Origin of the sequence: Streptomyces sp. TM32, from assembly GCF_004122755.1 — a bacterium.
Lineage (GTDB): Bacteria > Actinomycetota > Actinomycetes > Streptomycetales > Streptomycetaceae > Streptomyces > Streptomyces sioyaensis.
This window is the reverse complement of record NZ_SDIG01000073.1, coordinates 1-23411: the sequence shown is the minus strand read 5'-3', so window position 1 is coordinate 23411 and position 23411 is coordinate 1. Positions and strand designations below refer to the sequence as shown.

Below are 23411 nucleotides of genomic sequence, written 5' to 3'. Positions count from 1 at the left end.
AGGGCAGACCTGTCCCGCCCCCGCGCGGCAGGTCCAGTGACAAACGCGGAGCGGTCTGCCCTAGCCCGGGAATTCGAGGATTTCTTCGGCACGCCGACGCGTCGGAGCGCCATCGGCCGTGCGGACGCCACCGGGAATGAGCCGGAAGCGCAGGGAGTTCGCCGCATCGGCGGCGTGCTGGTCCCCGCCACGGGGGCCGTGGCCGTCACCCGCGTTGTGCGAGGCCGGCGCCACCGGGCCCTGCGGGAAGTCCCCCGGAAGGCCGTGGTGGCCCGGGTCCCGCTGCTCGTGGACGGTGGCCGAGGGGTGCTCGGCGGCCGGCGTGCGCAGGCCGCCGATGAGGTGGGCCGAACGGGCTGCGCCCGCGTGGGCCGGTGCGCCGGTGCACGAATCGGCCGGCCGGTCAGCGCCCGGCGTACGGCCGTGCTGCTGCGTACCGCCGTCTCCCGGGCGACCGGTGTGCTCGCCGGACGGGAGGTGTACGGGCAGCGCGGCGCCGGCCGAGTCCCCGATCTCCCGCACGACGCGGCGCACCGGCTGGGTGACCCGGCCGGTGGCCGATGCGGCCTGGTCGGCGGCGGGCCGTACGGCCTCGGTCACCGCGTCGGAGGCAGCGTGGGCGCGCTCGGCCAGCTTGGCCTCGGAGCCCTTGCCCTGCGGCGCCAACGCGGCTCGGGAGCCGGAGAGTTCGTCCGCCCGGTCCGCGTGGTCCGCCTGGTCCGCCGCCCCGTCCCGGGTGGCGGCCCGGCCCGGGGTGGACGCCTCGGCCGGGGCCTTGGCCGGGGCCGTGACCCCGGGCAGGTCCGCGGTCCGCGCCCGGTCGGCGGCATGGGCGCCGGGACCGAAGGCGAAGCCGAGGGCGGCGAAGCCCACCAGGAAGAGCCCGGCCAGCAGCGCACGCCGCACGGCCACCGTGCGCGGCAGGCGCACGGCGGCAGGCAGGGCGAGCACAGCGGACAAGGAGGGGACCTTCCCATACGGACGGGGACAACCGGGCTCAGGCCTCGGCGTCACGCGCGTCGCGGGCGATCGAGCGATGCCCTGATCCTTGCATGAGCAGCCAGGTGCCACGCAAGTCCCCCTGGGCTACCTGTCACCGTTGCTCCGCCATGTCCGGTATGGGCAGCGGTCGTTTCTCCAGAGCGGCCGCCATCACGTCGGGGAACAGATCGGGCGTACAGGCGAACGCCGGTGCATCCAGGGCCGCGAGAGCCGCGGCGTGGTCACGGTCGTAGGCCGGTGCCCCCTCGTCGGACAGTGCGAGCAAGGTCACGAACTGCACTCCGGACGCCTTCATCGCGGCGACCCGCTTGAGCATCTCGTCGCGGATACCGCCCTCGTAGAGGTCGCTGATGAGGACGACGACGGTTTCGGCGGGGCGGGTGATCCGGGACTGGCAGTAGGCGAGCGCGCGATTGATGTCCGTGCCGCCGCCCAGCTGGGTGCCGAAGAGCACGTCGACCGGGTCGTCGAGTTGGTCCGTCAGATCGACCACCGCGGTGTCGAAGACGACCAGCCGGGTGTCGATGGCCCGCATGGAGGCCAGCACCGCGCCGAACACCGAGGCGTGGACGACCGAGGCGGCCATCGAACCGGACTGGTCGATGCAGAGCACCACTTCCTTCTTCACCGACTGCGCAGCGCGGCCGTGGCCGATCAGCCGCTCGGGGACGACCGTGCGGTACTCGGGGAGGTAGTTCTTGAGGTTCGCCCGGATCGTGCGGTCCCAGTCGATGTCGCGGTGGCGCGGCCGGCTGATCCGCGCGGAGCGGTCCAGCGCACCGGTGAGGGCGGCGCGGGTGCGGTTCGCCAGCTTCTTCTCCAGCTCTTCGACGACCTTGCGGACGACGGCGCGTGCGGAGTCCTTGGCCGTCTCCGGCATCAGCCGGTTGAGCGAGAGCAGGGTCCCCACCAGATGGACGTCCGCTTCGACGGCCTCCAGCATCTCCGGCTCCAGCAGCAGCGCGGACAGCCCCAGCCGGTCGATGGCGTCCCGCTGCATCACCTGCACCACGGAGGACGGGAAGTACGTACGGATGTCGCCGAGCCAGCGCGCCACTCCGGGCGCCGAGGCCCCGAGTCCCGCCGAACGGCTGCCGCCGCCGGCCCTCTTGCCGCCGTTGCCGCTCTCCCTGCCGTAGAGCGAGGCCAGCGCCCCGTCCATCGCCGCGTCCCGCCCCCGCAACTCGCACCCCGTACCGTCCGCGCCACCCCCACCGAGCACCAGCCGCCAGCGACGCAGCCGTTCGTCCTCGGAGACGGCGGCTTGAGCCTCGGAGACGGCGGCTTGAGCCGATGCGGTCGCTGATGCAGTCGCCGATGCAGTAGCCGATGCAGTCGCCGATGCAGTCGCTTGAGTCGGCTCGGCCGGGCCGGTCACTCCGGTCGGGCCGATCGGCTCGGGCGGTCCCGTCGGCTCGGCCGGGCCAGCCGGCCCAGACGGCCCGGTGGGCCCTTCCGGCCCGCTCGGCTCGCTGTCGAAGCCCTGCTGTTCGATTCCCAGGAGCAGGCGCAGTGTGGGGAGTACGGCGGCGGCGCGGTCGCGGTCCAGGCCGGGGCCGAAGCCGGGCGCGGCGGCGTCCGGGGCGTCGCCCGGCGGCCGGCGGGGCGTTGCCATGGGGCCGCGGCGGATCAGCTCGCCGAGGGTGCGCCGCACGCCGGCCTCGTACTCGGCGAAGGTTCTGCGCAGCAGCGGCAGCACGTCCGTGAACGCCGCGTCCGGCACCCCGGTCAGCCAGCCGTCGACCAGCGCGAGCAGCCGTTCGTCGTGGACCAGCAGCATGCCGCCGTCCCCGCCGCCGACGAAGCCCTCGACCCATCCGGCGGCATCGACGGGCGGGGTGCCCGGCGAGAGGGCGAGCCCCATCAGCCGCTCGGCTCCGTCCTCCCCCAACTTGCCGTCGTCGAGCAGGAGTCTGACCGCTCGGCCGCGGATCAGCCCCGGTACGGCGTCCCGTTCGCTCAGCGTGTGCAGTACCGCGGCCCACCGCGCCCGCAGGCTCTTGGGGGCCGGCTGCTCTCCGGACTCCGGCCGGCCGAGGAGGCCGACGGCCTGATGGGTGGCGTCGAGATGGCCGTGCATGGCGGCGGCGCCGTCGGCGTCCAGGCCCGCGCAGGCCGGCGGCAGTCCGACGAAGACCCGCTCGGCCAGGCCCATGGCGACCTCACGGAGCGCCGCGGATTGCGTACCGCGGACATCGCCGTAGCGCACGGACCGGACGAGGGCGGGCAGCGCCTGGGCGAGATGGCCCACGTCCGCGTCGAGCGCCGCACGGTCGGACAGTGCCTGCATCACCACCGGGAGGGCGTCGGTGAGCCCGGCGAGCAGACAGCGCTCGGCGAGCGCCGTCACCCCGGCGAGCGTGCCCGCCCCGGAGGCCCGGGAGGCCCTTGACGCCCCTGACGCCTCGGCAACCGCCTTGGCGGTGGCGGCCGAGAGCACCGTCGTGCCCCAGATGCCGGCCTCCGCGACCCGCACCGAGAGTTCGGGCTCCCAGCGCAGCCGCCAGGTCTCCCGGAAGGTGCCGGTGCTGCCCCGGGAGTCGGCGGGCTCCCCCCAGGGGATGCCGAGCAGCCGCAGCCGGTGCAGCAGGCGGCTGCGCGCGGCGTCGGTCTCCTTGCGCAGATCCAGCTCCAGCTCCCGTTCCCGGGCCTCCGGTGCGAGCCGGAGGCTGCGCCGGGTGCGGGCGATGTCCCGTTGCAGCGGCACCGCGGGGGCGTCCTCCGGGACCTCGCCCAGCGCCTCACCGACCACCAGCCGGTCGTGGATCAGCGTGGACGGGGCGTCGGAGCCGTCGCCCATGACGGCCCGGATCGCGTCGTCCAGCTCCGTCAGCCCGGCCAGCGGGCGGCCGCGCACCGTGGCCAGCCCCTCGGCGAGCCGCACCGCCTCGATGACATGCGCCGACGAGACGGCATAGTCCTCCTCCCGGAGCAGCCCGGCGGCCTTGGTCAGCCAGCGTTCCACGGGGCGGTCGGGGGCGCTGAAGAGATGGCCGTACCAGCCGGGCGAGGCGATGCCGGCACCGTAACCGCTGTGCCGGGACAGCCGCCGGTGTGTCCAGGGCACCCAGGTCACCGTCGCCTTCACCTTCGGCAGGCCCTTGAGCAGTTGCCGGTCGGCCGCCACGGTGGTGCGCTGCGCCAGCGCCGGGACGTGCCAGGCTCCGCACACGACGGCGAGGTTGTCCCCGAACTCCTTGCGCGCGGCCCGCAGCCGCAGCCGCATATGGGCCTCGCGCACCGGATCACGGTCATGGCCGCCGGCGCCGTAGGCCTCCCGCAGCGCGGCCATCGCCTCGGCCAGCGCCGCGAACGGGGCGGCGGCGTCCGCATCGGGCTCTCCCCCGCTCTCGGCGCCGCTCCGCGGGGAGGTCCCCCCGCCCCCGCGGTGCTCGACCACGTCCTCCCACCAGCGCTCTGGATCGTCGTACCCGGCCGCCTCGGCCAGCATCCGGACCGGATCGACCCGCACATCGGCCTGGGTACCCTGATCCTCCTCGGGGCCCTCGCTGCCGGGCTTCCCGCCTTCCGGCTGCTCCCCCTCGGGCCCCACGCCGCCGGACCGATCCCCTTCCTGCTGCTCCCCCTCGGACTCCTCTCCCCCGGACAGCTCCCCTTCCGACTCTTCCCCGTCCTCCCCCATCGCCAGGGAGTGGGCCGCGGGCAGATCGATGAAGCGGACGGGGACGCCGTGCTGCAGGGCCCAGCGCAGCGCCACCCACTCCGGGGAGAACTCGGCCAGCGGCCAGAACGCCGCGCGGCCGGGGTCGTCCTGCGCATGGGCGAGCAGCGCGACCGGCGGCCTCATCTCCTCGCGGGCGGCGAGCGGTACCAGCTCGTCCGCCTCCGGCGGCCCCTCGATCAGGACCGCGGCGGGGGTGTACTGCTCCAGGGCGGTGCGCACCGCCCGTGCCGATCCGGGGCCGTGATGCCGCACCCCGAGCAGCAGCGGCCCGGTCATGCGCTCACCTCACGGCAGGCGCGGTAGAAGTCCTTCCAGCCGTCGCGCTCGCGCACCACCGTTTCGAGGTACTCCTGCCATACGACCCGGTCCGCGGCCGGGTCGCGGACCACGGCGCCCAGGATGCCCGCGGCGACGTCCCCGGAACGCAGCACGCCGTCCCCGAAGTGGGTGGCCAGCGCCAGGCCGTTGGTCACCACCGAGATGGCCTCGGCCGTGGAGAGGGTGCCGGAAGGGGATTTGAGCTTGGTCCGGCCGTCGGCGGTGGTGCCCGAGCGCAGCTCGCGGAAGACCGTGACGACCCGGCGGATCTCGTCCAGCCCCTCCGGACCGGCCGGGAGGTCCAGCGAGCGTCCGATCTGCTCGACCCGGCGGGAGACGATGTCCACCTCTTCGTCGGGGGTCGCGGGCAGCGGGAGTACGACGGTGTTGAAGCGGCGGCGCAGTGCGCTGGAGAGTTCATTGACCCCGCGGTCGCGGTCGTTGGCGGTGGCGATCAGATTGAAGCCGCGGACGGCCTGCACCTCCTGCCCCAACTCGGGGATCGGCAGGGTCTTCTCCGACAGGACCGTGATGAGCGTGTCCTGTACGTCGGCGGGGATCCGGGTCAGCTCCTCGACCCGCGCGGTCATGCCCTGCGCCATCGCGCGCATCACCGGGCTGGGCACCAGCGCCTCGCGGCTGGGGCCGTTCGCGAGCAGCTGGGCGTAGTTCCAGCCGTAGCGGATCGCCTCCTCAGGAGTGCCGGCCGTGCCCTGCACCAGCAGGGTGGAATCGCCGCTGACGGCCGCCGCCAGATGTTCGGACACCCAGGTCTTCGCCGTGCCGGGCACGCCGAGCAGGAGCAGTGCGCGGTCCGTCGCGAGGGTGGTCACCGCGACCTCCACGATGCGGCGCGGGCCGACGTATTTCGGTGTGATGACCGTGCCGTCCGCGAGCGTGCCGCCGAGCAGATAGGTGGCGACCGCCCACGGCGAGAGCCGCCAGCGCTCCGGCCGCGGCCGGTCGTCGGCCGCGGCGAGGGCCGCGAGCTCCGCCGCGAAGCTGTCTTCGGCATGCGGGCGCAGCGCAGCGCCGCCCGCGGCCGCCGGGGCCGTCCCGCCCGCGGCTTCCGGGATCGTCCCGCCCGCCGGATTCTTCGTGTCGTCCGCCGCCCTGAAGCTGTTCCCGGACATGTTTCCCCCTTGTCCTCACGTCTGCGGCCGGCACCGCGAAAACGCTGCGGCCGCTTGCGGAATCAAGCCTGCACCAGACCACTGACAACGCCCCGAAAAGCGTCGCCGGCCTGCGAGTTCGGCACGGTCGAGGGTGATTGTCAGTGGCGGGTCGTAGCGTCGGGGACATGAATCCGCAGGGGGAACGCTGGACGACGGATCAGGTGCTCGCGCTGGCGCCTGACGAGGCATCACGGAAGGCGGGCGGCAAACTCGCGGCACCCGAGCCGTGGTCGGAAACGGGCGCGGACGAGGCCGCGGTGTGGGGGCAGTGCAAGGGCAGCGGAAAGCAGCCCTACCGGACCGTGGTGGACCTCAACGGCCCGGCCTTCATGTGCAGTTGCCCGAGCCGCAAATTTCCGTGCAAGCATGCGCTGGGACTGCTGCTGCTCTGGGCGGGCGGCGGGGACCTGGCGGTGGCGGCCGGGGAGCCGGCGTCGTGGGCGGTCGAGTGGCTGGCCGGGCGCCGCGAGCGCGCCGGGCGACCCGCGGGCGCGGCACCGGGCGGGGGCGCCGGGTCGCGTGCGCCCGCCGATCCGGAGGCCGCCGAGCGGCGGGCCGCCCGCCGGATGCAGCGGATCGGCGCCGGCGCCGTGGAACTGGAACAGCGCCTGGAGGACCTGCTCCACTCCGGCCTGGCCTCGGCCGGACGCGCCGGCGGGGGCGATTCCCCTCCGGGTGGTTCCGGGAGCGCGGGCGGCTCCTGGGACGAAACGGCCGCCCGCATGGTCGACGCCCAGGCGCCCGGACTCGCCGCGCGGGTAAGGGAGTTGGGGTCGGTGGTGGTATCCGGCGCCGACTGGCCGGCCCGGCTGCTGGAGGAGTGCGCGCTGCTGCACCTCCTCGATCAGGCATTCCTCGGCCTCGACCGGCTGCCGACTCCGCTCGCGGCGACGGTCCGCTCCCGCGTCGGACTCACCACCGAGGCGGCGGAACTGCTGACCGGACCCGACGCGGCGACGGTCCGGGACCGCTGGCTGGTCCTCGCCCAACAGGACAGCGATGACGGCAAGTTGCTCACCCGCAGAATCTTTCTGCGGGGCGAGCGGACCGGTCGGATGGCGCTGCATCTCTCGTTCGGAGGCCCCCACCGCCCGCTGGACCTGGCCCTGCCGCCCGGTCTGGTCCTCGACGCGGACCTCGCCTACTACCCCGGCGCCCGCCCGCTGCGTGCGGCCCTGGGCGAGCGGCACGCCCCCACTGCCCCCGGGCCGGTGCCACCCGGCTGCGGCATCGATGCCGCCCTGACCGCGTACGGCGATGCGCTGCGCGATGACCCCTGGCTGGATTCCTGGCCGGTGGTGCTCACCGACGTCACGCCCATACCGGGCCGCGACGGGGCGAACTGGCAACTGGCCGATGCGGATGGCGAGTCGGCGCTGCCACTGGACCCGCGCTGTTCCGGCCGAGCCGGTCGGTGGCAGCTGGCCGCCATATCGGGCGGGGCGCCGGTCACGGTCTTCGGCGAATGCGGTCACCGCGGCTTTCTGCCGCTGACTGTCTGGGATCCCACTCCGGTGTCCCTGTGACCCGGCCCCCGGCTCCGCCCGCCGCGGCTCCCCGCCCTCCGCGCAAGCCGTCCATCACCGATGCCTGGAAGACCGGAAGAAGGGCACGACGAGCATGACGAGCACCACGAACATCATGCCCCCCACGAACATCACGCCCACCACACACGTCACGAGCAGCCCGAGCAGCGCCTCCACACCCCCCGCCGCCTCCTCCGGCCCGGTCGCCCCGGCCGACTGGTCCGCCCTCGTGAGTGCCGCGCTCCTCGGGACCGAGCGGCGGACCCCGCCGGTGGCGATGCGGTCCGGTCAGGGCAGCGCGGCCGCACTCCTGGACGCGGCCGCGGTGAGCACGGTGCGCCGGCGCGCCGAGCAGCGCCCCGCGCCGGCCGGCGAGCGGCCCGCCCCGGCCCCGGCCGATCCGCGGCCCCCGCTGCCGCCCGCGGCCCGCCGCCGGCTCTCCCTGCTGCTCGCCGACCGCGGCGGCGCCGGAGGCAGCAGCCGCCGCGGGACGGCCCCCGACCTCACCGAACTGCTCCCGCAGTGGCTGGCCGCCGCCGACGGATACGGCTACCGCGCCCCGGAGGCACTGCTTCCGGAGCTGCTCGACGCCGCCCGGGCCCGTACGGATCTGCGGGCCGCCGCGCTGGCGCTGGCGGGGCCGCGCGCCCTGTGGCTGGCGCGGCTCAACGACGAGTGGAAGTTCGCGCTCCGCGGGACCGGCGGCCCGGCCGGGCTCCCCCTCGGTGACGACCCCGAGGGCGTACGGCAGCAGTGGGAGGAGGGCCTGTTCGCGGAGCGGGTCGCCCTGTTGACCGCGCTGCGCCGGCACGACCCGCCGGCCGGCCTGGCGCTGCTGGCCACGACCTGGTCCACGGAACGGGCCGAGGACCGCCTGATGTTCCTCGACTCGCTGCGCGTGGACCTCTCGGCGGCGGATGAGCCCTTCCTCGAACGGGCACTGTCCGACCGCAGCCGCAATGTCCGCGCCACGGCCGCCGAGTTCCTCTCCACCCTCCCCGGCTCCGCGTTCGCGGCCCGTATGGCCGAGCGTGCGCACACCTGCATCGGCCCGGACCGTACGTCGGGCACCACGAGGATCGCGGTGGAGGCGCCGCACGAGTGCGACGCGGCGATGCAACGGGACGGCGTGGCACCCAAGCCGCCCTCCGGGAGGGGCGAACGGTCCTGGTGGCTGGGCCAGTTGGTGGAGGCGACGCCGCTGGACAGCTGGCGCGAGCGCTTCGCGGACCGGGCGCCGGCGGCGATCGTCGCGCTGCCGGTGGCGGACGACTGGCGGACGGAGCTGCACGACGCCTGGTGCCGGGCCGCGGTGCGCCAGCAGAACGCCGACTGGGCGCGGGCGCTGCTCGGCGCGCCGGGCGCACCGCCCCAGGCCGCCGAGGTCTCACCGGCCGGCTCGTCGCGGGACCTGACGAAGCTGCTGGCCGTGCTGCCCGGGGACGAACGGGCCCGGTGGGTCGCGGAGTTCATCGCGGCGCACGGCTTGTCGGACGCGTTCCGGATGCTCGGGGTGTGCGCGGTCCCCTGGGCGGAGCCGCTGGGCCGCGCCGTCGTGGACGCGCTGGACATCGCCCGGGACGCGGGCAGCTACCCCTGGAGCTTCAGCGGGGTGATGGGTCTGGCCGAGCGCTGTCTGGACCCGGCGGCCGCGGACCGTCTCGACATGCTCACCGCGGTCACGGACGAGCCGGAGGGCGCCTCACCGGGCTCCTGCGGCTACTGGTCCGAGGCCTTCCAACGGCTGGTCGGCACCCTGCGCCTGCGCGCCACGATGCGTGCCGAACTCACGCCGCCGCCCGCCGCCCCCGTGCCGGCCGGTGAATCCGCCCGGAGGACGCCGTGACCCGCCGCGCCCCGGCCGCCCCAGGGGGTGCCCGCGTGGTGGACGTGCCCGGCGCCGGCTCAGACCGCCAGCGAGCGGACGTTCGCCTGGACCCACTCCACGATCGAGGCGGTCGTCGCGCCCGGCGTGAAGATCTCCGCGACGCCCTGTGCCTTGAGCGGCGGGATGTCGGCCTCGGGGATGATGCCACCGCCGAAGACCTTGATGTCCGCCGCGTCGCGTTCCTCCAGGAGGGCGATGACCTTCGCGAAGAGGGTGTTGTGGGCGCCGGAGAGGATGGACAGCCCGATCGCGTCGGCGTCCTCCTGGATCGCGGTGTCGACGATCTGCTCCGGGGTCTGGTGCAGCCCGGTGTAGATCACCTCCATGCCGGCGTCCCGCAGCGCCCGCGCGATGACCTTGGCACCCCGGTCGTGCCCGTCCAGACCCGGCTTGGCCACCACCACACGGATCGGCCCCGACCTGCCCGCCGCGCCCTGGCTCCCCGCTTGCGCCCCGTCCTGCCGAGCCACACTCATCACTGCCTCCAAGCCATGCACGGCACTGTGGTGCCGCCGAGCCGACAATCGATCGCGCGACCGCGATCCGGCGGCCACGAGCGTGAACGAACGTTATCGCCAGCATCCCGTACCCAGCCGTTTCGTGACATCCGGGGAGGGGGAAATCACACCTGGGACACGTTCGCTATGCGCCGCGTTCCACGTGTCGTCACGCCAGGGACTTGTGGCGGAGCGCACGTGGGCCGGGCGCACGGGGAGCCGCAGTCGAACCACCGCGCCGCCGGGCGCGCATCAGGGCGGGCCGCGCCGCGGGCCCGCCGCCGCTGCGCATGGCTTCCCACGAGGGCATACGGGGGTCACGGTCGCCTCCCGCGTGCCGTTCGGGAGGTCGGCATGCAGGCCCTGCCCTTTCTCTCCGCACCCCTTCTGCTCGCGCGCCTGCTCGCCGCACCGCTCCAGTGCGCGCGCCGGCTCCCCACCCGCACCTCTCCCCTTCTGCTCCGCAGCACGGTCGTCGACCTGGCGGTGCTCGCCGCCCATGTACTGCTCTATCCGACCGGTATCTCCCAGGAACGCCCCGTGCCGTGCCCCGCACCGCCCCCGTCCGCCGAACCTCCCGACGGGCGTCCGACGGACGGGCGGCTGACACCGAAGGTCCCGCAGCCCGCCGTCGCTGCGCCCACGCTGCTGCCGACCGAGGGCCGTGCGCATCCGCCGGTCCTCCTGCTCCACGGCTTCATCGACAACCGTTCCGTCTTCGTCCTGCTGCGCCGCTCGCTGCAACGGCACGGCTGGTGCCATGTCGAGGCGCTCAACTACTCCCCGCTGACCTGCGATCTCCGTAAGGCCGCCGAGTTGCTCGGCCGTCATGTGGCGGACGTGTGCGCGCGGACCGGTCATCGCCGGGTGGACATCGTGGGCCACAGCCTCGGCGGGCTCATCGCCCGCTATTACGTCCAGCGGCTCGGCGGCGATGCCCGTGTCCGTACGGTGATCACGCTCGGCACTCCGCACTCCGGCACCCGTATCGCGCCCCTGATGTCGGCGCACCCGATCGTCCGGCAGATGCGGCCCGATTCCGAGGTGATCGCGGAGTTGTCGCTTCCGGCACCGAATTGCCGCACCCGATTCGTGGCCTTCTGGAGTGAGGCGGACCAAGTGATGATTCCGGCCACGACGGCCAGAATCGATCACCCGGATGTGATCGCCGAGAATGTGCATGTCGCCGGTGTCGGACACCTCGCCCTGCCGGTCAACGGCACCGTCGCCGCCGGCATACGCGCGGCGCTGACCTCGGCGGAGGAGGCAAAAGGGGCGGCGGACGCCATTTCGGTGGCCTGACCCGAGGCCGTACCCACGGCACCGACGGCCACCAACGACCTGCTCGCGGCCCGCTCGCGCCTCGTGCGACGCATCAGTGACGCTCCACGGGCGACACGATCTTGACGTGTTGCCGAACAAACCTCGAACGAGGCGCCAAGAGGGCGCATGGGACCGCCGAAAGGCGGCCAAATGCCCGGTCTGGCCGAACGCAAAACCAGTTGAAGATTGTCGCCATCGCAAACCGCCGGGTACAGTCGCCGCTAATTCTCCTGCTGCCGAGGCGAAAGAGAAGTTGGTGAACGACCGTCACCCATCGGAGGCTCAGCCTCCGACCGGCTCTGCTTCCGACGCCTCGTATGCGCACTATCCGGCCTACGACTCCTACGGGCAGCAGTCCTCGGCCGGCACCGCCCAATACGGCGACGGCGACCCGCTCTTCGGCTCGCTCCCCGGCTCGTACGAAACCGGCATGTACGACACCGGCACCTATGACACCGGGATGTACGACACCGGTGCATACGGCGCGGGGGTGTACGGGATGAGTGCGTACGGCACGGGCACCTTCCACACCGGCGCGTATGACGGCGGGGCCGCTCCGGCCGATGGCGGCCAGCCCGGCGATGCCTACGGCACCGGCGCGTACCCCACGATGCAGTGGGACACCGGTGGCTACGACACCGGCGCCTACGCCGTCGCCGACCCGCAGTCGGCCGCCGGGGGCTACGACCCGTACGCGCACACCGGCTACGAGCAGCCGGCGCACGACACCACCGGGTACTCCCCCTCGTCCGCGTACGACACATCCGGGTTCGAAGCCGCCGGATACGGGACGACCGCGTACGAAGCCACCTCTTACGGGTACGGCGGGTTCGACACCGGAAGCTTTTCCACCGGAGGTGTTGCCACCGGCGGCTGCGACACCGGCGGTTACGCGACCAGCAGTTACGACAGTGGCAGTTACGCCACCGGCGCCTACGAGACGGCCGAGACCTTCGAGAGCACCGGCGGCTTCGACGCCCTCGGCCGGCAGGCCACCGCGCTCCAGGAGACCGCGCTTCAGGAGACCGCGAGCTACGAGACCACGGCGATCTGGTCGACCACCGACCAGGGACTGATCGCCGGGATCCCGCCGCAGGCCGGCCCGCCCGCGGCCGAGACCGCCCACTGGGACGGCATCGCGTGGGACGAGACCGCCCCCTTCGACACCGCGTCCTTCCAGACCACACCCGCCGGGAGCGACCGGCACGGCAGCAGCCCGTACGAGTCCGACGGCTACGACACCGCACGGCACGGCGCGGACGGCAACTCCCCCGCCGGCCCCGGTGACGCCGAGGAGCACGGCGACCTGAGCGACGCCGCCGCCGTCGCGGACGCCATGACGCAGGCCATGCCGATCCCGGTCGCGGCCGACGCCCCCGCCGGCCGCCGGGCCGCCCAGCCGGACGCCGGGAAGGCCGTCCGCGGCCGGGGCCGGCGGCGCCCGGCGAAACGGTCGGCGCTGCTGACCGTCGCCGTCCCGTCGGTCGCCGCCTTGGGCGTCTGCGCCGTGGCCGCCGCGTCCGTCGCCCACTTCGGCGGGGACGACAAGGCGGAGGCGACCACGCAGGCCGCGCCCGACGCGGGGGCCGTCAAACCGGCCGCGGCCAACAGCAAGCTCGACACCCAGCTCGCCGGACTCAGCGCCAGCGCGGACGACTTCCGCGACCGGGCCAGCCGTACCCAGGAGCGGATCGACCTCAAGGAACGCCAGGCGCTGGACCGCAAGCGCAAGGCGGAGGCGGCGGCCCGCAAGGAGGCCATGCGCCCCAAGTTCGTGCTGCCGGTGACCCAGCACGGGCTGAGCGCCACCTTCGGCCAGGCCGGCGTCAACTGGATGTCCGTGCACACCGGAATCGACTTCCCGGTCAGTTACGGCACCCCGGTCATGTCCGCCACCGACGGCACCATCCGCACCCAGTGGAACTCCGCCTACGGCAACATGGCGATCGTGACGGCGCCCGACGGCACCGAGACGTGGTACTGCCATCTGAGCAGCACCAAGATCCGCTCCGGACAGGTCAAGGCCGGTGACCGGATTGCCTATTCGGGCAACTCCGGCAACTCCACCGGACCGCATCTGCACTTCGAGGTGCGCCCGGGCGGCGGGGCGGCGGTCGACCCGCAGCCGTGGCTGCGCAGCCACGGCCTCGACCCGAACTGACCGCCCCCCGTACGGCCTCCGTTACCGCTTCTGCCCCTACAGCTTCTCCACCGGCGCGTACCGCAGCAGCAGCCGCTTGGGCTTCTCGCCGCCGAAGTCGATGGTCGCCTCGGCGTTGTCGCCGCTGCCCTTGACGCCCACGACCGTGCCGAGCCCGAAGCTGTCGTGGGTGACGCGGTCGCCGATGGCCAGCGCGACCACCGGGCGGTCCTTCGTGCGGCGGGTGGCGAAGCCGCTCGGCCCCTTGTTGCGCGACGACGACAGGCCGGAGCCGAGGCCGCCGCCCGACAGCGCGCCCATCGACGCGGACGGTGTCGCCTGGCCGGTGCGCTTCCACTCGACGTACTCGCCCGGGATCTCCTCCAGGAACCGGGAGGGCGGGTTGTACGAGGGCTGGCCCCAGGCGCTGCGCATCGTCGAGCGGGTGACATAGAGGCGCTCGCGGGCGCGGGTGATGCCGACGTAGGCCAGCCGGCGCTCCTCCTCCAGCTCCTTGGTCTGGCCCAGCGCGCGCATGTGCGGAAAGACGCCGTCCTCCATGCCGGTCAGGAAGACCACCGGGAATTCCAGGCCCTTGGCGGTGTGCAGCGTCATGAGGGTGATGACGCCGCTGCCCTCCTCGTCCTCGTCCGGGATCTGGTCGGAGTCGGCGACCAGTGCGACCTGCTCCAGGAAGTCGGCGAGGGTGCCGGGGTTGTCTTCCCCGCGGTCCTGCTCGAATTCCAGGGCCACTGCGGCGAGTTCCTGGAGGTTCTCGATCCGGGTCTCGTCCTGCGGATCGGTGGAGGCCTGGAGCTCGGCGAGATAGCCCGTGCGCTCCAGGACCGCTTCCAGGACGGTGGCCGGGCCGGCGCCGGACTCGACGATGGTGCGCAGCTCCTCCATGAGGACGTTGAAGCGCTTGACGGCGTTGGCGGAGCGGGCCGCCATGCCGTACGCCTCGTCGACCCGGCGCAGGGCCTGCGGGAAGGTGATCTTCTCGCGGAGCGAGAGGGCGTCGATCATCGCCTCGGCACGGTCGCCGATGCCGCGCTTGGGGACGTTCAGGATACGGCGCAGCGGGACGGTGTCCTCGGGGTTGGCGAGCACCCGGAGATAGGCGAGGACGTCGCGGACCTCCTTGCGCTCGTAGAAGCGCACTCCGCCGACGACCTTGTAGGGCAGCCCGACCCGGATGAAGATCTCCTCGAAGACCCGGGACTGGGCGTTGGTGCGGTAGAAGACGGCGACATCGCCGGCCCTGGCGTCCCCGGCGTCCGTCAGGCGGTCGATCTCGTCGGCGACGAACTGCGCCTCGTCGTGCTCGGTGTCGGCGACGTAGCCGGTGATCCCGGGGCCGCTGCCGGCGTCCGTCCAGAGGTTCTTGGGGCGGCGGTTCTCGTTGCGCTCGATGACGGCGTTGGCGGCGGACAGGATCGTCTGCGAGGAGCGGTAGTTCTGCTCCAGCAGGATCGTGGTCGCGTCGGGGTAGTCCTCCTCGAACTGGAGGATGTTGCGGATGGTGGCGCCGCGGAAGGCGTAGATCGACTGGTCGGCGTCACCGACGACGCACAGCTCGGCCGCGGATTCGGCGGGGCCGACCAGCTCGCGGACGAGGGTGTACTGGGCGTGGTTGGTGTCCTGGTACTCGTCGACGAGGACGTGGCGGAAGCGGCGGCGGTAGTGGTCGGCGACGTCGGGGAAGGCCTGGAGCAGATGGACCGTCGTCATGATGATGTCGTCGAAGTCCAGGGCGTTGGCCTCGCGCAGCCGCGCCTGGTACATCGCGTACGCCTCGGCCAGCGTCTTCTCGAAACCATCGGATGCCGTCCCGGCGAAGGTCTCCTCGTCGATGAGCTCGTTCTTGAGGTTGGAGATCTTCGCGCTGAAGGACTTGGGCGGGTAGCGCTTGGGGTCCAGATCAAGATCACGGCAGACCAGGGCCATCAGGCGCTTGGAGTCGGCGGCGTCGTAGATCGAGAAGGACGAGGTGAAGCCCAGCTTCTTGGACTCGCGGCGCAGGATGCGGACGCAGGCGCTGTGGAAGGTGGAGACCCACATGGCGTTCGCCCGGGGGCCGACGAGCTCCTCGACGCGCTCCTTCATCTCGCCCGCGGCCTTGTTGGTGAAGGTGATCGCGAGGATCTGGCCGGGGTGGACATGGCGCTCGGCCAGCAGATGAGCGATGCGGTGGGTGAGCACCCGGGTCTTGCCGGAGCCGGCGCCGGCGACGATCAGCAGCGGGCCGCCGGTGTGCACCACGGCGGCCTTCTGCTCGTCGTTGAGCCCTTCGAGCAGCGTGGCGGGATCGACGGCGGGGCGGGCGGCGCCGTCGCGGTAGTACGTCTCCCGGGGGCCGGGCGCGTCGTATTTCCCGCCGAAGAGGTCGTCGGGGATCTCCTCGGGGGCCGGCTCGTGCTCGTCCTCGGGAGGCGGCGGGGGCTCCTCGCCCTTGTGGCCGAGGTCCGCCAGGAAGCTGTCGTCAAAGAGGCTGCTCATCGCCCACCGAGTCTAGGCCGCCGCACTGACAGCCCGCCGCGGAGTGCCGATTGTCGGCGGAATTCGGGGCTCGACGGCGGTGCGCAGATCAGCGTGCCGGGTCCGGGGCGGCCGGGCCGGCGCCTCGTCTACCCGAATCCGACATCTGCCACAACAACCCCCGGATCGCGTTCAGGTCACAAAAAGGTTTCGGGCATATCGAACATCAGCCTTCACAGGAGCCACACGAGTTGGCTAACGTCCTCGCTCAGGCGGCCCGCCTCCCCGCGTACGACAGCGTCCGCACGAGCCGCCGCGCCGAGTCCGGCCCTGCCCCACGGCACCCGGAGCCGGGGACCCACCAGCACCACCGGGGTGAATCGGTCCGTACGGCCGCCTCAGGCGGACGTCAGGACCGTAGGGCAAGCCTTCCGTCATCGACACCGCCCGAACCCGACAGCTAACCCGGTAGGCGGTCCACGGAAGGAGTTGCCGGCCTTGGCGTCCCATCGCAAGCCGCGCACCAGCGTCCTCGCCTCGCCCGGAGGCCGCCGCACGGCTGCCGGGCTCACCACCGCAGCCCTCGCGTCGGTCACCCTGCTCTCGCAGTCCGCCGACGCGGCTCCCCGAGCGCCCAAGCCCACCATCGAAGAGGTCAAGAAGAAGGTCGACGACCTCTACCACCAGGCCGAGCTGGCCACCGAGAAGTACAACGGGGCCAAGGAGCGCGCCGACGCACAGCGCCACACCGTCGACGGCCTGCTCGATGCCGCCGCCAAGCGCGCCGAGCAGATGAACCGCTCCCGGCACCAGCTGGGCATGTTCGCCTCGGCGCAGTACCGCACCGGCGGGATGAACCCGACGGCGCAGCTGATGCTCGCCAAGGACCCGCAGCAGTTCTTCGACCGCAGCCATCTCATGGAGCGGCTGACCAGCCGGGAGAAGCAGGCCGTCACCGACTACCAGGAGCAGGCGGCCGCCGCGGCGCGCCAGCGGGCCTCGGCGACCGACAGCCTGGAGCGTCTGCAGAAGTCCCAGGCCTCCCTCAAGGAGTCCAAGCGCTCCGTCCAGGACAAGCTGTCCGAGGCCCGTCAGCTGCTGTCCCGGCTGACCGCCCAGGAGAAGGCGCGGCTGGCCGAGCTGGAGCGCCAGAAGGAGGCGGCCGCCAAGCGCAAGGCCGAGGAAGAGGCGCGCAGGCAGCAGGAGCGCGAGCGCCAGCGGCAGCAGACGGGTGGTGGTTCGACGGGCGGCCAGACCGGTGGCAGCTCGACCGGCGACTCGTCCTCCACCAAGGCCGAGAAGGCGCTCGCGTTCGCCCGCGCCCAGATCGGCAAGCCGTACGTCTGGGGCGCCACCGGACCCAGCTCCTACGACTGCTCGGGGCTGACGCAGGCGGCGTGGAAGGCGGCCGGCGTCACGCTGCCGCGGACCACCTGGGACCAGGTCAAGGTCGGCCAGCGGGTGGCCACCAAGGATCTGCAACCCGGTGACCTGGTCTTCTTCTTCGACGACATCAGCCACGTCGGGATGTACATAGGCGGCGGCAAGATGATCCACGCCCCGCACCCGGGCGCCAGCGTCCGGGAGGAGTCGATCTACTACATGCCGATCTACGGGAGCGTCCGCCCGGGCTGAGGCCCGGCGCCCGATGCTCCCCCACCGAACCACCCCCCACGGCCACCCCCCACACGCCACCGCGCGGCCATCGCCTCCGGATCCGGAGTGCGAGGACCGCGCGGTGTGCTGTTTCGGGGCGGGGGCCCGCCGGCGCCCTTGGGGCGGTGGTCCGCTTGCGCCCTTGGGGCGGTGGTCCGCTTGCACCCTTGGGGGCGGTGGTCCGCTTGCGCCGCTCAGGTCCAGAGCACCGCGATGAAGATGTTGGCCACGGTCAGCGCCCCGACCGCGCCGAAGAGCGGCTTGGCGACCGTCTCCTCGTCCCGCTTGACGTAGACCAGCGCCAGGATCACCACCAGCACGGCCATCTTGATGCCGATCTTGATGGTGTTGACGTGGTGGCCCTCGGCCTGGTTGAGGCCGACCAGCGCGACGCCGGTGACCAGCATCGTCAGCGCGCCGTGCAGCATGGCCGGCACGAAGCGGGCGGTGCCCGCGCCCATCGCCTTCATCTGGGTCAGGAAGCCGCCGAGCAGGGCGGCGATGCCGATGATGTGCAGGCCGACGAAGAGATTGATTACTACGTCCATAGTGCGGGATCGTAGCCGCCGCATAGCACGGCCCCGCGGGCAGGGCGCCCACAATCGTCGCTTCGGTCATGCCGGACCGGTACCGGCCGTGCAGCCGCCGACGGCACGGTCATCCGCACACCGGCACCGGTCGAAAGCGAACAATGCCGGGCAAGTGGGCTCCCTGGCGCGACACCCAGGCTTAGCGTCCTCCTCCAGGCGGTCGACTCCCCGCCTTCGCCGGCCCCCCACCGGCGTCCTGTCGGCCGCCCCGCCGCGAGGTGCGGCGGCGGTTCGTGGCCCCCGTTACGGACCGCTGCCGGCCCCGCGGCTCGAAGGGAAGGAAGTGACGGCCACCGTGGCCTCGCACCGCAAGCCCAGGCAGCATCCGCTCGCCTCGCTGACCGGCGGCACACGCACCGCCCGTACCGCCGCCACGCTGGCACTCGCGGGTGCCGCCACCGCCACCGTCTTCGACGGCACCGGCCAGGCCGCATCCCCGCTCACCCCCGCCCAGGTCAAGGGCCGGATCAACGCGCTGTACCAGGAGGCAGAGGTGGCCACGCAGAACTACAACGGTGCGAAGGAAGCCGCCGGCACCGCACGCCAGGAGCTGAGCAGGCTGCAGGACGAGGCCGCCCGCCGGACCCGGAAGCTCAACGCCGCCCGCACCGAGCTGGGGGCCGTGGCCGCGAGCCAGTACCGCTCCGGCGGGGTGGACCCGACCGTACGACTGCTGCTGTCCGCGGACCCGCAGCGCTATCTGGACGGCGCCGCGGTGCTGGAGCGTGCGGGCAGTCATCAGGCGACCGCGGTGGCCGGTTACGCGCGCCGGCTCGGCAGCGTACGGCAGGTCCGGCAGCGGGCCGAGGAGACCGCGGAGCGGCTGGCGGCCACCGAGGCCACGCTGAAGAAGCACCGGGTCACGGTCGTCCACAAGCTGGACGCCGCCGAGCAGTTGCTGAACCGGCTGACCGCCGAGCAGCGGCAGCGGATGGCGGCACGGGACGGTGTCGGTACGGACGGTGTCGGTACGACCCGTACGGCACGTGCGGACCGGGGGGCGCGCGCGGACGGCCCCCTCGACGGGATCACCCACGGCCCAGGGGCCGCCGCGGACGCCGCCCCCAACCCCCGTGCCGCGCGGGCCGTTTCCTTCGCCTACGCCGCCCTGGGCAAGCCGTACGTCTGGGGCGCGACCGGACCCTCCGCGTACGACTGCTCGGGACTGACCCAGGCCGCCTGGAAGTCCGGCGGCGTCGCCCTGCCTCGGACCACCTACACCCAGATCAGCTCCGGACCGCGGATCGACCGGTCCCAACTCGCCCCCGGTGACCTGGTGTTCTTCTACTCCGGCATCAGCCATGTGGGGCTCTACATCGGGGGCGGCAAGATGATCCACGCACCGCACCCGGGGGCGCCTGTACGGATCGCGCCGATCGACCAGATGCCGTTCGCGGCGGCTACCCGGCCGGCTTAGGACGGGCCGGGGTGGGCCGGCCGGGACCGTCGGCGGCGGCCGTACCGGCTCAGGAGTGCCGGCGCCCGCCCGCCCGGTTCAGGTACCGACTCAGGTCCCGACTCAGGGGCTTGAGCGCGGGACCTGAACCGGGCGGAGGGCTCACGCCCGGAGGTACATCCCCAGCCAGCGGAAGATCTCCGGTACCTGATGGCGCCACACCACCATGGTGTGACCGCCCGCGTTCGCCGGGATCAGCTGGACGGTCACCGTCGTCGGACGCTTCGCGAGCTGGCGCAGACCGATGCCGGCCTGGTAGCCGTCGCCCGCCGCGCCCGACACGTACAGCGCGGACCGCGGCGGCTTCCCTGCCGCGTTGGCGGACTTCAGGATGTGCAGCGGATTGGACTCGATGCGCAGCTTGGGGTCCTTGCCGGCGAGTGAATCGCGTTCCAGCGCCGGGTCGTTGTAGCCGGACATGGCGACCCCGGCGCGGTAGCGGTCCGGGTGGGACAGCGCGAGCTTGGCGGCGCAGTGCGCGCCGGCCGAGTAGCCGGCCAGGGCCCAGGAGTCCGGCTTGTCGCCGGCCCGGAAGTTGTCGATGACCATCTTGCGTACGTCGACGGTCAGCCAGCTGTCGGCGTTGACCTGCCCGGGGACGTTGACGCATCCGGTGTCCGCGCCGGCGAGGAGATCGGTGCGCGGCGCCACCAGGATGGCCGGCTTGACCTGGCCGCTCTGCATCAGCGGCTGGAGCTGTTCGGCCACGTGGATCGAGCCGAACCAGGACTTCGCCGAGCCGGGGTAGCCGGGCAGCAGCTCGACCACCGGGAACTTCTTGTTCTTGTAGGCCGGGTCGTTGTACTGCGGCGGCAGCCAGACGTACACCTCGCCGACGACCCCGGATATCCGGCCCTTGAGGTCGGTCATCTGCACACCGGGGCCCACCTTGGGGTCGTCGGCCGGGCGGAACCGCTGTATCTGCTTGGGCTCGTTCTTGATCTGCTGGCCGCCCATGCCGTCGGGGCCGAGGTCCCGGGCCGCCGCGACATGGCTGTCGGTGCCGAGCAGATCGCCCCAGGTGTCGTAGAGGTTGTTGGCGTTGTTGACCAGGACGAAGACCACGGTGATGGCCGTGGCCTGGGCGAACAACAGCATCAACAGCCGTGCGAGGCCGCGCACCAGGGGCGGCCCGGCTATCCGCCCCCACAGGGCGAGCGGCAGCACAACGGCCACAATCAACAGCGTGATCGAGGTGAGAAAGAAGGGCGTGCCCGTCAGGCTCATCGGGTCTCGCTTCCAGGACAGCTACGCGAAGGATTGGGGATGGTTCCGGCCCCGCCTTCGGCAGTGAGCCTCTCCGCGCCGTTAGATGGCGATCCGCGTCGTCCTGGTTGCCCGTCTTTGGTGCTTCTTTACACCCCCGTCACACCCGCCTCCGTCGTCCGCCGCTCCTCGACTCCCGCGCCGGGCCCGCAGGTCAGACCAGTCGCCGGGCCGCCGCCCAGCGCGTCAGCTCATGGCGGTTGGAGAGCTGGAGCTTGCGCAGCACCGCGGAGACATGGGACTCGACCGTCTTCACGGAGATGAACAGCTGCTTGGCGATCTCCTTGTACGCATAGCCGCGGGCGATCAGCCGGAGGACCTCCCGCTCGCGCTGGGTGAGGCGGTCGAGGTCCTCGTCGATCGGCGGGGCGTCCGTCGAGGCGAAGGCGTCCAGGACGAAGCCGGCCAGCCGCGGCGAGAAGACCGCGTCGCCGTCGGCGACCCGGAAGATCGCGTCGACCAGGTCCGTGCCCGTGATCGTTTTGGTGACGTAGCCGCGGGCGCCGCCGCGGATGACGCCGATGACGTCCTCGGCCGCGTCGGAGACGGAGAGCGCGAGGAAGCGGACCGGGCGCTCGGCGTCGGCCATCATCGCGGCGCTGCGGCGCAGCACCTCGACGCCGCCGCCCCCGGGGAGGTGGACGTCCAGGAGGACGACCTCGGGGCGGGTGGTGGTGATGACCGTGACCGCCTGGTCGACATCGGCGGCCTCGCCGACCACCTCGACGCCGGTGCGCCCCGTCTCGCCGATCTCGGCCTGCACGCCGGTACGGAACATCCGGTGGTCGTCGACCAGCACGACCCGTACGGTCCGGTCCCCGGCCGCCCCGCCGGCGGCCACGTCCTGCTGTGCGCCCTCGCTGGTCATCTCTTCCGCCCGTCCTTCGGTGTCTGCCCCGTCATCATCCCGTGCGCCGGCCCGCGGTGTCGCCACCGGCCGCCCGCGGCCCGGCGCCGTCATGCGTCGTGCTCCTGCGCCGCGCGTTCCATTTCCAGCTCGACGACGGTGCCGCCCTCGGGAGCGGAGCGCAGCCGGGCCGTCCCGCCGTTGCGCTCCATCCGTCCGATGATGGACTCCCGTACGCCCATCCGGTCCTCGGGGACCGCGTCCAGGTCGAATCCGGGGCCGCGGTCGCGCACCGAGACGAAGACCGTGCGGCCCTCCACCTCGGCGAACACCTGCACCGCGCCGCCCTCGCCACCGTACTTGGCGGCATTGACCATCGCCTCGCGTGCGGCCTGCATCTGGGCGCCGAGCGCCTCGTCCAGCGGGCAGTCACCGACGACCACGACCTCGATGGGGACGCCGTGGTGGTCCTCGACCTCGGCCGCCGCCTTGCGGACCGCCTCCGCCACGGTGGCCGGCTCCTCGTCCTCCTCCTTGCCGCGGCCCTCGGGCTTGTAGAGCCAGGCGCGCAGTTCGCGCTCCTGGGCACGGGCCAGCCGCGCCACCTCCCGGGGGGCGTCGGCGTTGCGCTGGATCAGGGTGAGGGTGTGCAGGACCGAGTCATGGACATGGGCGGCCACTTCGGCCCGCTCCTGGGCACGGATGCGCATCAGCCGCTCCTCGGAGAGGTCCTGGGTCATCCGGACGAGATAGGGGCCCGCCAGCAGGGCGATGCCGACGACGACGGCGAGGGCGGCCTGCAGCACCGAGCCGAGATGGCGCACCGATCCCTGCAGCACGACGATGATGGTCACCCCGACGCAGACCAGCAGTACACCGGCCGCGCCACGCAGCACGGGCAGCACGCCCTTGCGGCGGCCCAGCTCCAGCCACTGGGCGCGCCGGGAGTTGTCCGCCTGACGCCACACCAGGGCGACACCGGCGCCGATCAGCAGCACCGGCCAGACATAGCCGTCGGCCCGGCCCAGCTGGAACCGGGAGGCGACGATCGAGGCACCGATGAGCAGTGCGATCAGCGCGAAGACCTGGCCCCGGTCGGGCTTGTGCCGCGGCAGGCGGCGCTTCCCGTCGGCCGCGGCGGGGTGCCGGTGCTCCACGCCGCCGACGCCCAGCGGGACGAAGAACCAGAACGCGGCATACAGCAGGGCGCCCATGCCGTCGGCCATGAACAGGGCCACGAACACGATCCGCACCCAGGAGACCGGCAGCCCGAGATGCCCCGCCAGGCCGCGCGCGACACCGCCGAGCAGCCGCCCGTCGGCGCTGCGGTACAGCTTCCGCACGGGCGGGTCATCCGGGTCCGGCGCCGGGGCGTAGCCCGTCTCGGCACGGGGTGGGGCGGTGGTCATGTCCCCGATGGTCACACGACGCCGCGGCACGAGGCATCAGGGACGACCCTGAAGCCGTCCCTGAACTTTCACCAGGTGGTACCGGACGGGCGGGGAGCCGGACCGGGGCCAGGTCTTCGCGCTGATCGCACTGCTCATCGGTGCCTCGATCGTCG

General features: G+C 72.8%; 15 protein-coding genes, 1 pseudogene and 1 riboswitch. Of the genes and pseudogenes, 6 read left to right on the top strand and 10 right to left on the bottom strand.

Going from position 1 to position 23411, the window contains the following annotated elements; genetic code table 11:
- Positions 1-60 precede the first annotated feature (60 nt).
- From EST92_RS17650 to EST92_RS17640, 4 genes and pseudogenes are all read right to left on the bottom strand, one after another.
- A complete protein-coding gene (locus EST92_RS17650) occupies positions 61-960 on the bottom strand; it encodes a hypothetical protein (protein ID WP_129281871.1) in 900 nt (299 codons plus the stop codon).
- Between the two features lie 133 nt (positions 961-1093).
- A complete protein-coding gene (locus tag EST92_RS32595) occupies positions 1094-1882 on the bottom strand; it encodes a VWA domain-containing protein (protein WP_275540884.1) in 789 nt (262 codons plus the stop codon).
- 594 nt (positions 1883-2476) lie between these two features.
- Positions 2477-4963 (bottom strand): annotated as a pseudogene (locus EST92_RS32590) (DUF5682 family protein); the annotation flags it as partial.
- The gene (locus EST92_RS17640) at positions 4960-6138 is read right to left on the bottom strand and encodes an AAA family ATPase (protein ID WP_129281869.1); all 1179 of its coding nucleotides are present in this window, start codon (positions 6136-6138) and stop codon (positions 4960-4962) included. The gene EST92_RS17640 and the pseudogene EST92_RS32590, both read right to left, overlap by 4 nt.
- A gap of 167 nt (positions 6139-6305) precedes the next feature.
- On the opposite strand from EST92_RS17640, the gene EST92_RS17635 reads away from it, so the two are divergent.
- Positions 6306-7706: an SWIM zinc finger family protein gene (locus EST92_RS17635; RefSeq protein ID WP_129281868.1), complete on the top strand. Its 1401-nt coding sequence runs from the start codon at positions 6306-6308 to the stop codon at positions 7704-7706.
- A gap of 94 nt (positions 7707-7800) precedes the next feature.
- Positions 7801-9552, top strand: coding sequence for a DUF5691 domain-containing protein (locus EST92_RS17630; RefSeq protein WP_254068886.1), 1752 nt, complete (start codon positions 7801-7803; stop codon positions 9550-9552).
- A 59-nt stretch (positions 9553-9611) separates the two neighbouring features.
- Here the strand turns inward: EST92_RS17630 and EST92_RS17625 are convergent, their stop codons facing one another.
- Positions 9612-10070 (bottom strand): cobalamin B12-binding domain-containing protein, encoded by a 459-nt coding sequence (locus tag EST92_RS17625; RefSeq protein WP_129248469.1) that lies wholly within the window; start codon positions 10068-10070, stop codon positions 9612-9614.
- Positions 10071-10445: 375 nt separating this feature from the next.
- On the opposite strand from EST92_RS17625, the gene EST92_RS17620 reads away from it, so the two are divergent.
- Entirely contained in the window at positions 10446-11393 is a 948-nt protein-coding gene (locus EST92_RS17620; RefSeq protein ID WP_174244044.1) for an alpha/beta fold hydrolase, read from the top strand.
- Positions 11394-11670: 277 nt separating this feature from the next.
- The gene (locus EST92_RS17615) at positions 11671-13575 is read left to right on the top strand and encodes a M23 family metallopeptidase (protein ID WP_129281867.1); all 1905 of its coding nucleotides are present in this window, start codon (positions 11671-11673) and stop codon (positions 13573-13575) included.
- Between the two features lie 36 nt (positions 13576-13611).
- Here EST92_RS17615 and pcrA read toward each other — a convergent pair whose 3' ends face one another.
- Positions 13612-16053, bottom strand: coding sequence for a DNA helicase PcrA (gene pcrA, locus EST92_RS17610; RefSeq protein ID WP_129281866.1), 2442 nt, complete (start codon positions 16051-16053; stop codon positions 13612-13614).
- A 285-nt stretch (positions 16054-16338) separates the two neighbouring features.
- Positions 16339-16523, top strand: a riboswitch (cyclic di-AMP (ydaO/yuaA leader).
- A 7-nt stretch (positions 16524-16530) separates the two neighbouring features.
- Between pcrA and EST92_RS17605 the strand changes: the two genes are divergently transcribed.
- Entirely contained in the window at positions 16531-17667 is a 1137-nt protein-coding gene (locus EST92_RS17605; protein WP_174244043.1) for a C40 family peptidase, read from the top strand.
- 215 nt (positions 17668-17882) lie between these two features.
- Here EST92_RS17605 and EST92_RS17600 read toward each other — a convergent pair whose 3' ends face one another.
- Positions 17883-18236, bottom strand: coding sequence for a hypothetical protein (locus EST92_RS17600; protein WP_129281864.1), 354 nt, complete (start codon positions 18234-18236; stop codon positions 17883-17885).
- Positions 18237-18561: 325 nt separating this feature from the next.
- Between EST92_RS17600 and EST92_RS17595 the strand changes: the two genes are divergently transcribed.
- Positions 18562-19695: a C40 family peptidase gene (locus EST92_RS17595; RefSeq protein WP_129281863.1), complete on the top strand. Its 1134-nt coding sequence runs from the start codon at positions 18562-18564 to the stop codon at positions 19693-19695.
- A 141-nt stretch (positions 19696-19836) separates the two neighbouring features.
- Here the strand turns inward: EST92_RS17595 and EST92_RS17590 are convergent, their stop codons facing one another.
- From EST92_RS17590 to EST92_RS17580, 3 genes are all read right to left on the bottom strand, one after another.
- Positions 19837-20961, bottom strand: coding sequence for an alpha/beta hydrolase-fold protein (locus tag EST92_RS17590; protein WP_129281862.1), 1125 nt, complete (start codon positions 20959-20961; stop codon positions 19837-19839).
- A gap of 193 nt (positions 20962-21154) precedes the next feature.
- Positions 21155-21868, bottom strand: a complete 714-nt coding sequence (locus tag EST92_RS17585; RefSeq protein ID WP_129281861.1) for a response regulator transcription factor — start codon at positions 21866-21868, stop codon at positions 21155-21157.
- A gap of 89 nt (positions 21869-21957) precedes the next feature.
- Positions 21958-23256 (bottom strand): ATP-binding protein, encoded by a 1299-nt coding sequence (locus EST92_RS17580; RefSeq protein ID WP_129281860.1) that lies wholly within the window; start codon positions 23254-23256, stop codon positions 21958-21960.
- Positions 23257-23411 lie beyond the last annotated feature (155 nt).

Excerpts from the sequence above, each read along its gene's own strand:
- EST92_RS17635 (WP_129281868.1), top strand. The coding sequence starts at position 6,306 with ATGAATCCGCAGGGGGAACGCTGGACGACGGATCAGGTGCTCGCGCTG.
- pcrA (WP_129281866.1), bottom strand. The coding sequence starts at position 16,053 with ATGAGCAGCCTCTTTGACGACAGCTTCCTGGCGGACCTCGGCCACAAG.
- EST92_RS17640 (WP_129281869.1), bottom strand. The coding sequence starts at position 6,138 with ATGTCCGGGAACAGCTTCAGGGCGGCGGACGACACGAAGAATCCGGCG.
- EST92_RS17585 (WP_129281861.1), bottom strand. The coding sequence starts at position 21,868 with ATGACCAGCGAGGGCGCACAGCAGGACGTGGCCGCCGGCGGGGCGGCC.
- EST92_RS17580 (WP_129281860.1), bottom strand. The coding sequence starts at position 23,256 with ATGACCACCGCCCCACCCCGTGCCGAGACGGGCTACGCCCCGGCGCCG.
- EST92_RS17630 (WP_254068886.1), top strand. The coding sequence starts at position 7,801 with ATGACGAGCACCACGAACATCATGCCCCCCACGAACATCACGCCCACC.
- EST92_RS17600 (WP_129281864.1), bottom strand. The coding sequence starts at position 18,236 with ATGGACGTAGTAATCAATCTCTTCGTCGGCCTGCACATCATCGGCATC.
- EST92_RS17590 (WP_129281862.1), bottom strand. The coding sequence starts at position 20,961 with ATGAGCCTGACGGGCACGCCCTTCTTTCTCACCTCGATCACGCTGTTG.
- EST92_RS17620 (WP_174244044.1), top strand. The coding sequence starts at position 10,446 with ATGCAGGCCCTGCCCTTTCTCTCCGCACCCCTTCTGCTCGCGCGCCTG.
- EST92_RS17625 (WP_129248469.1), bottom strand. The coding sequence starts at position 10,070 with ATGAGTGTGGCTCGGCAGGACGGGGCGCAAGCGGGGAGCCAGGGCGCG.
- EST92_RS32595 (WP_275540884.1), bottom strand. The coding sequence starts at position 1,882 with ATGCCGGAGACGGCCAAGGACTCCGCACGCGCCGTCGTCCGCAAGGTC.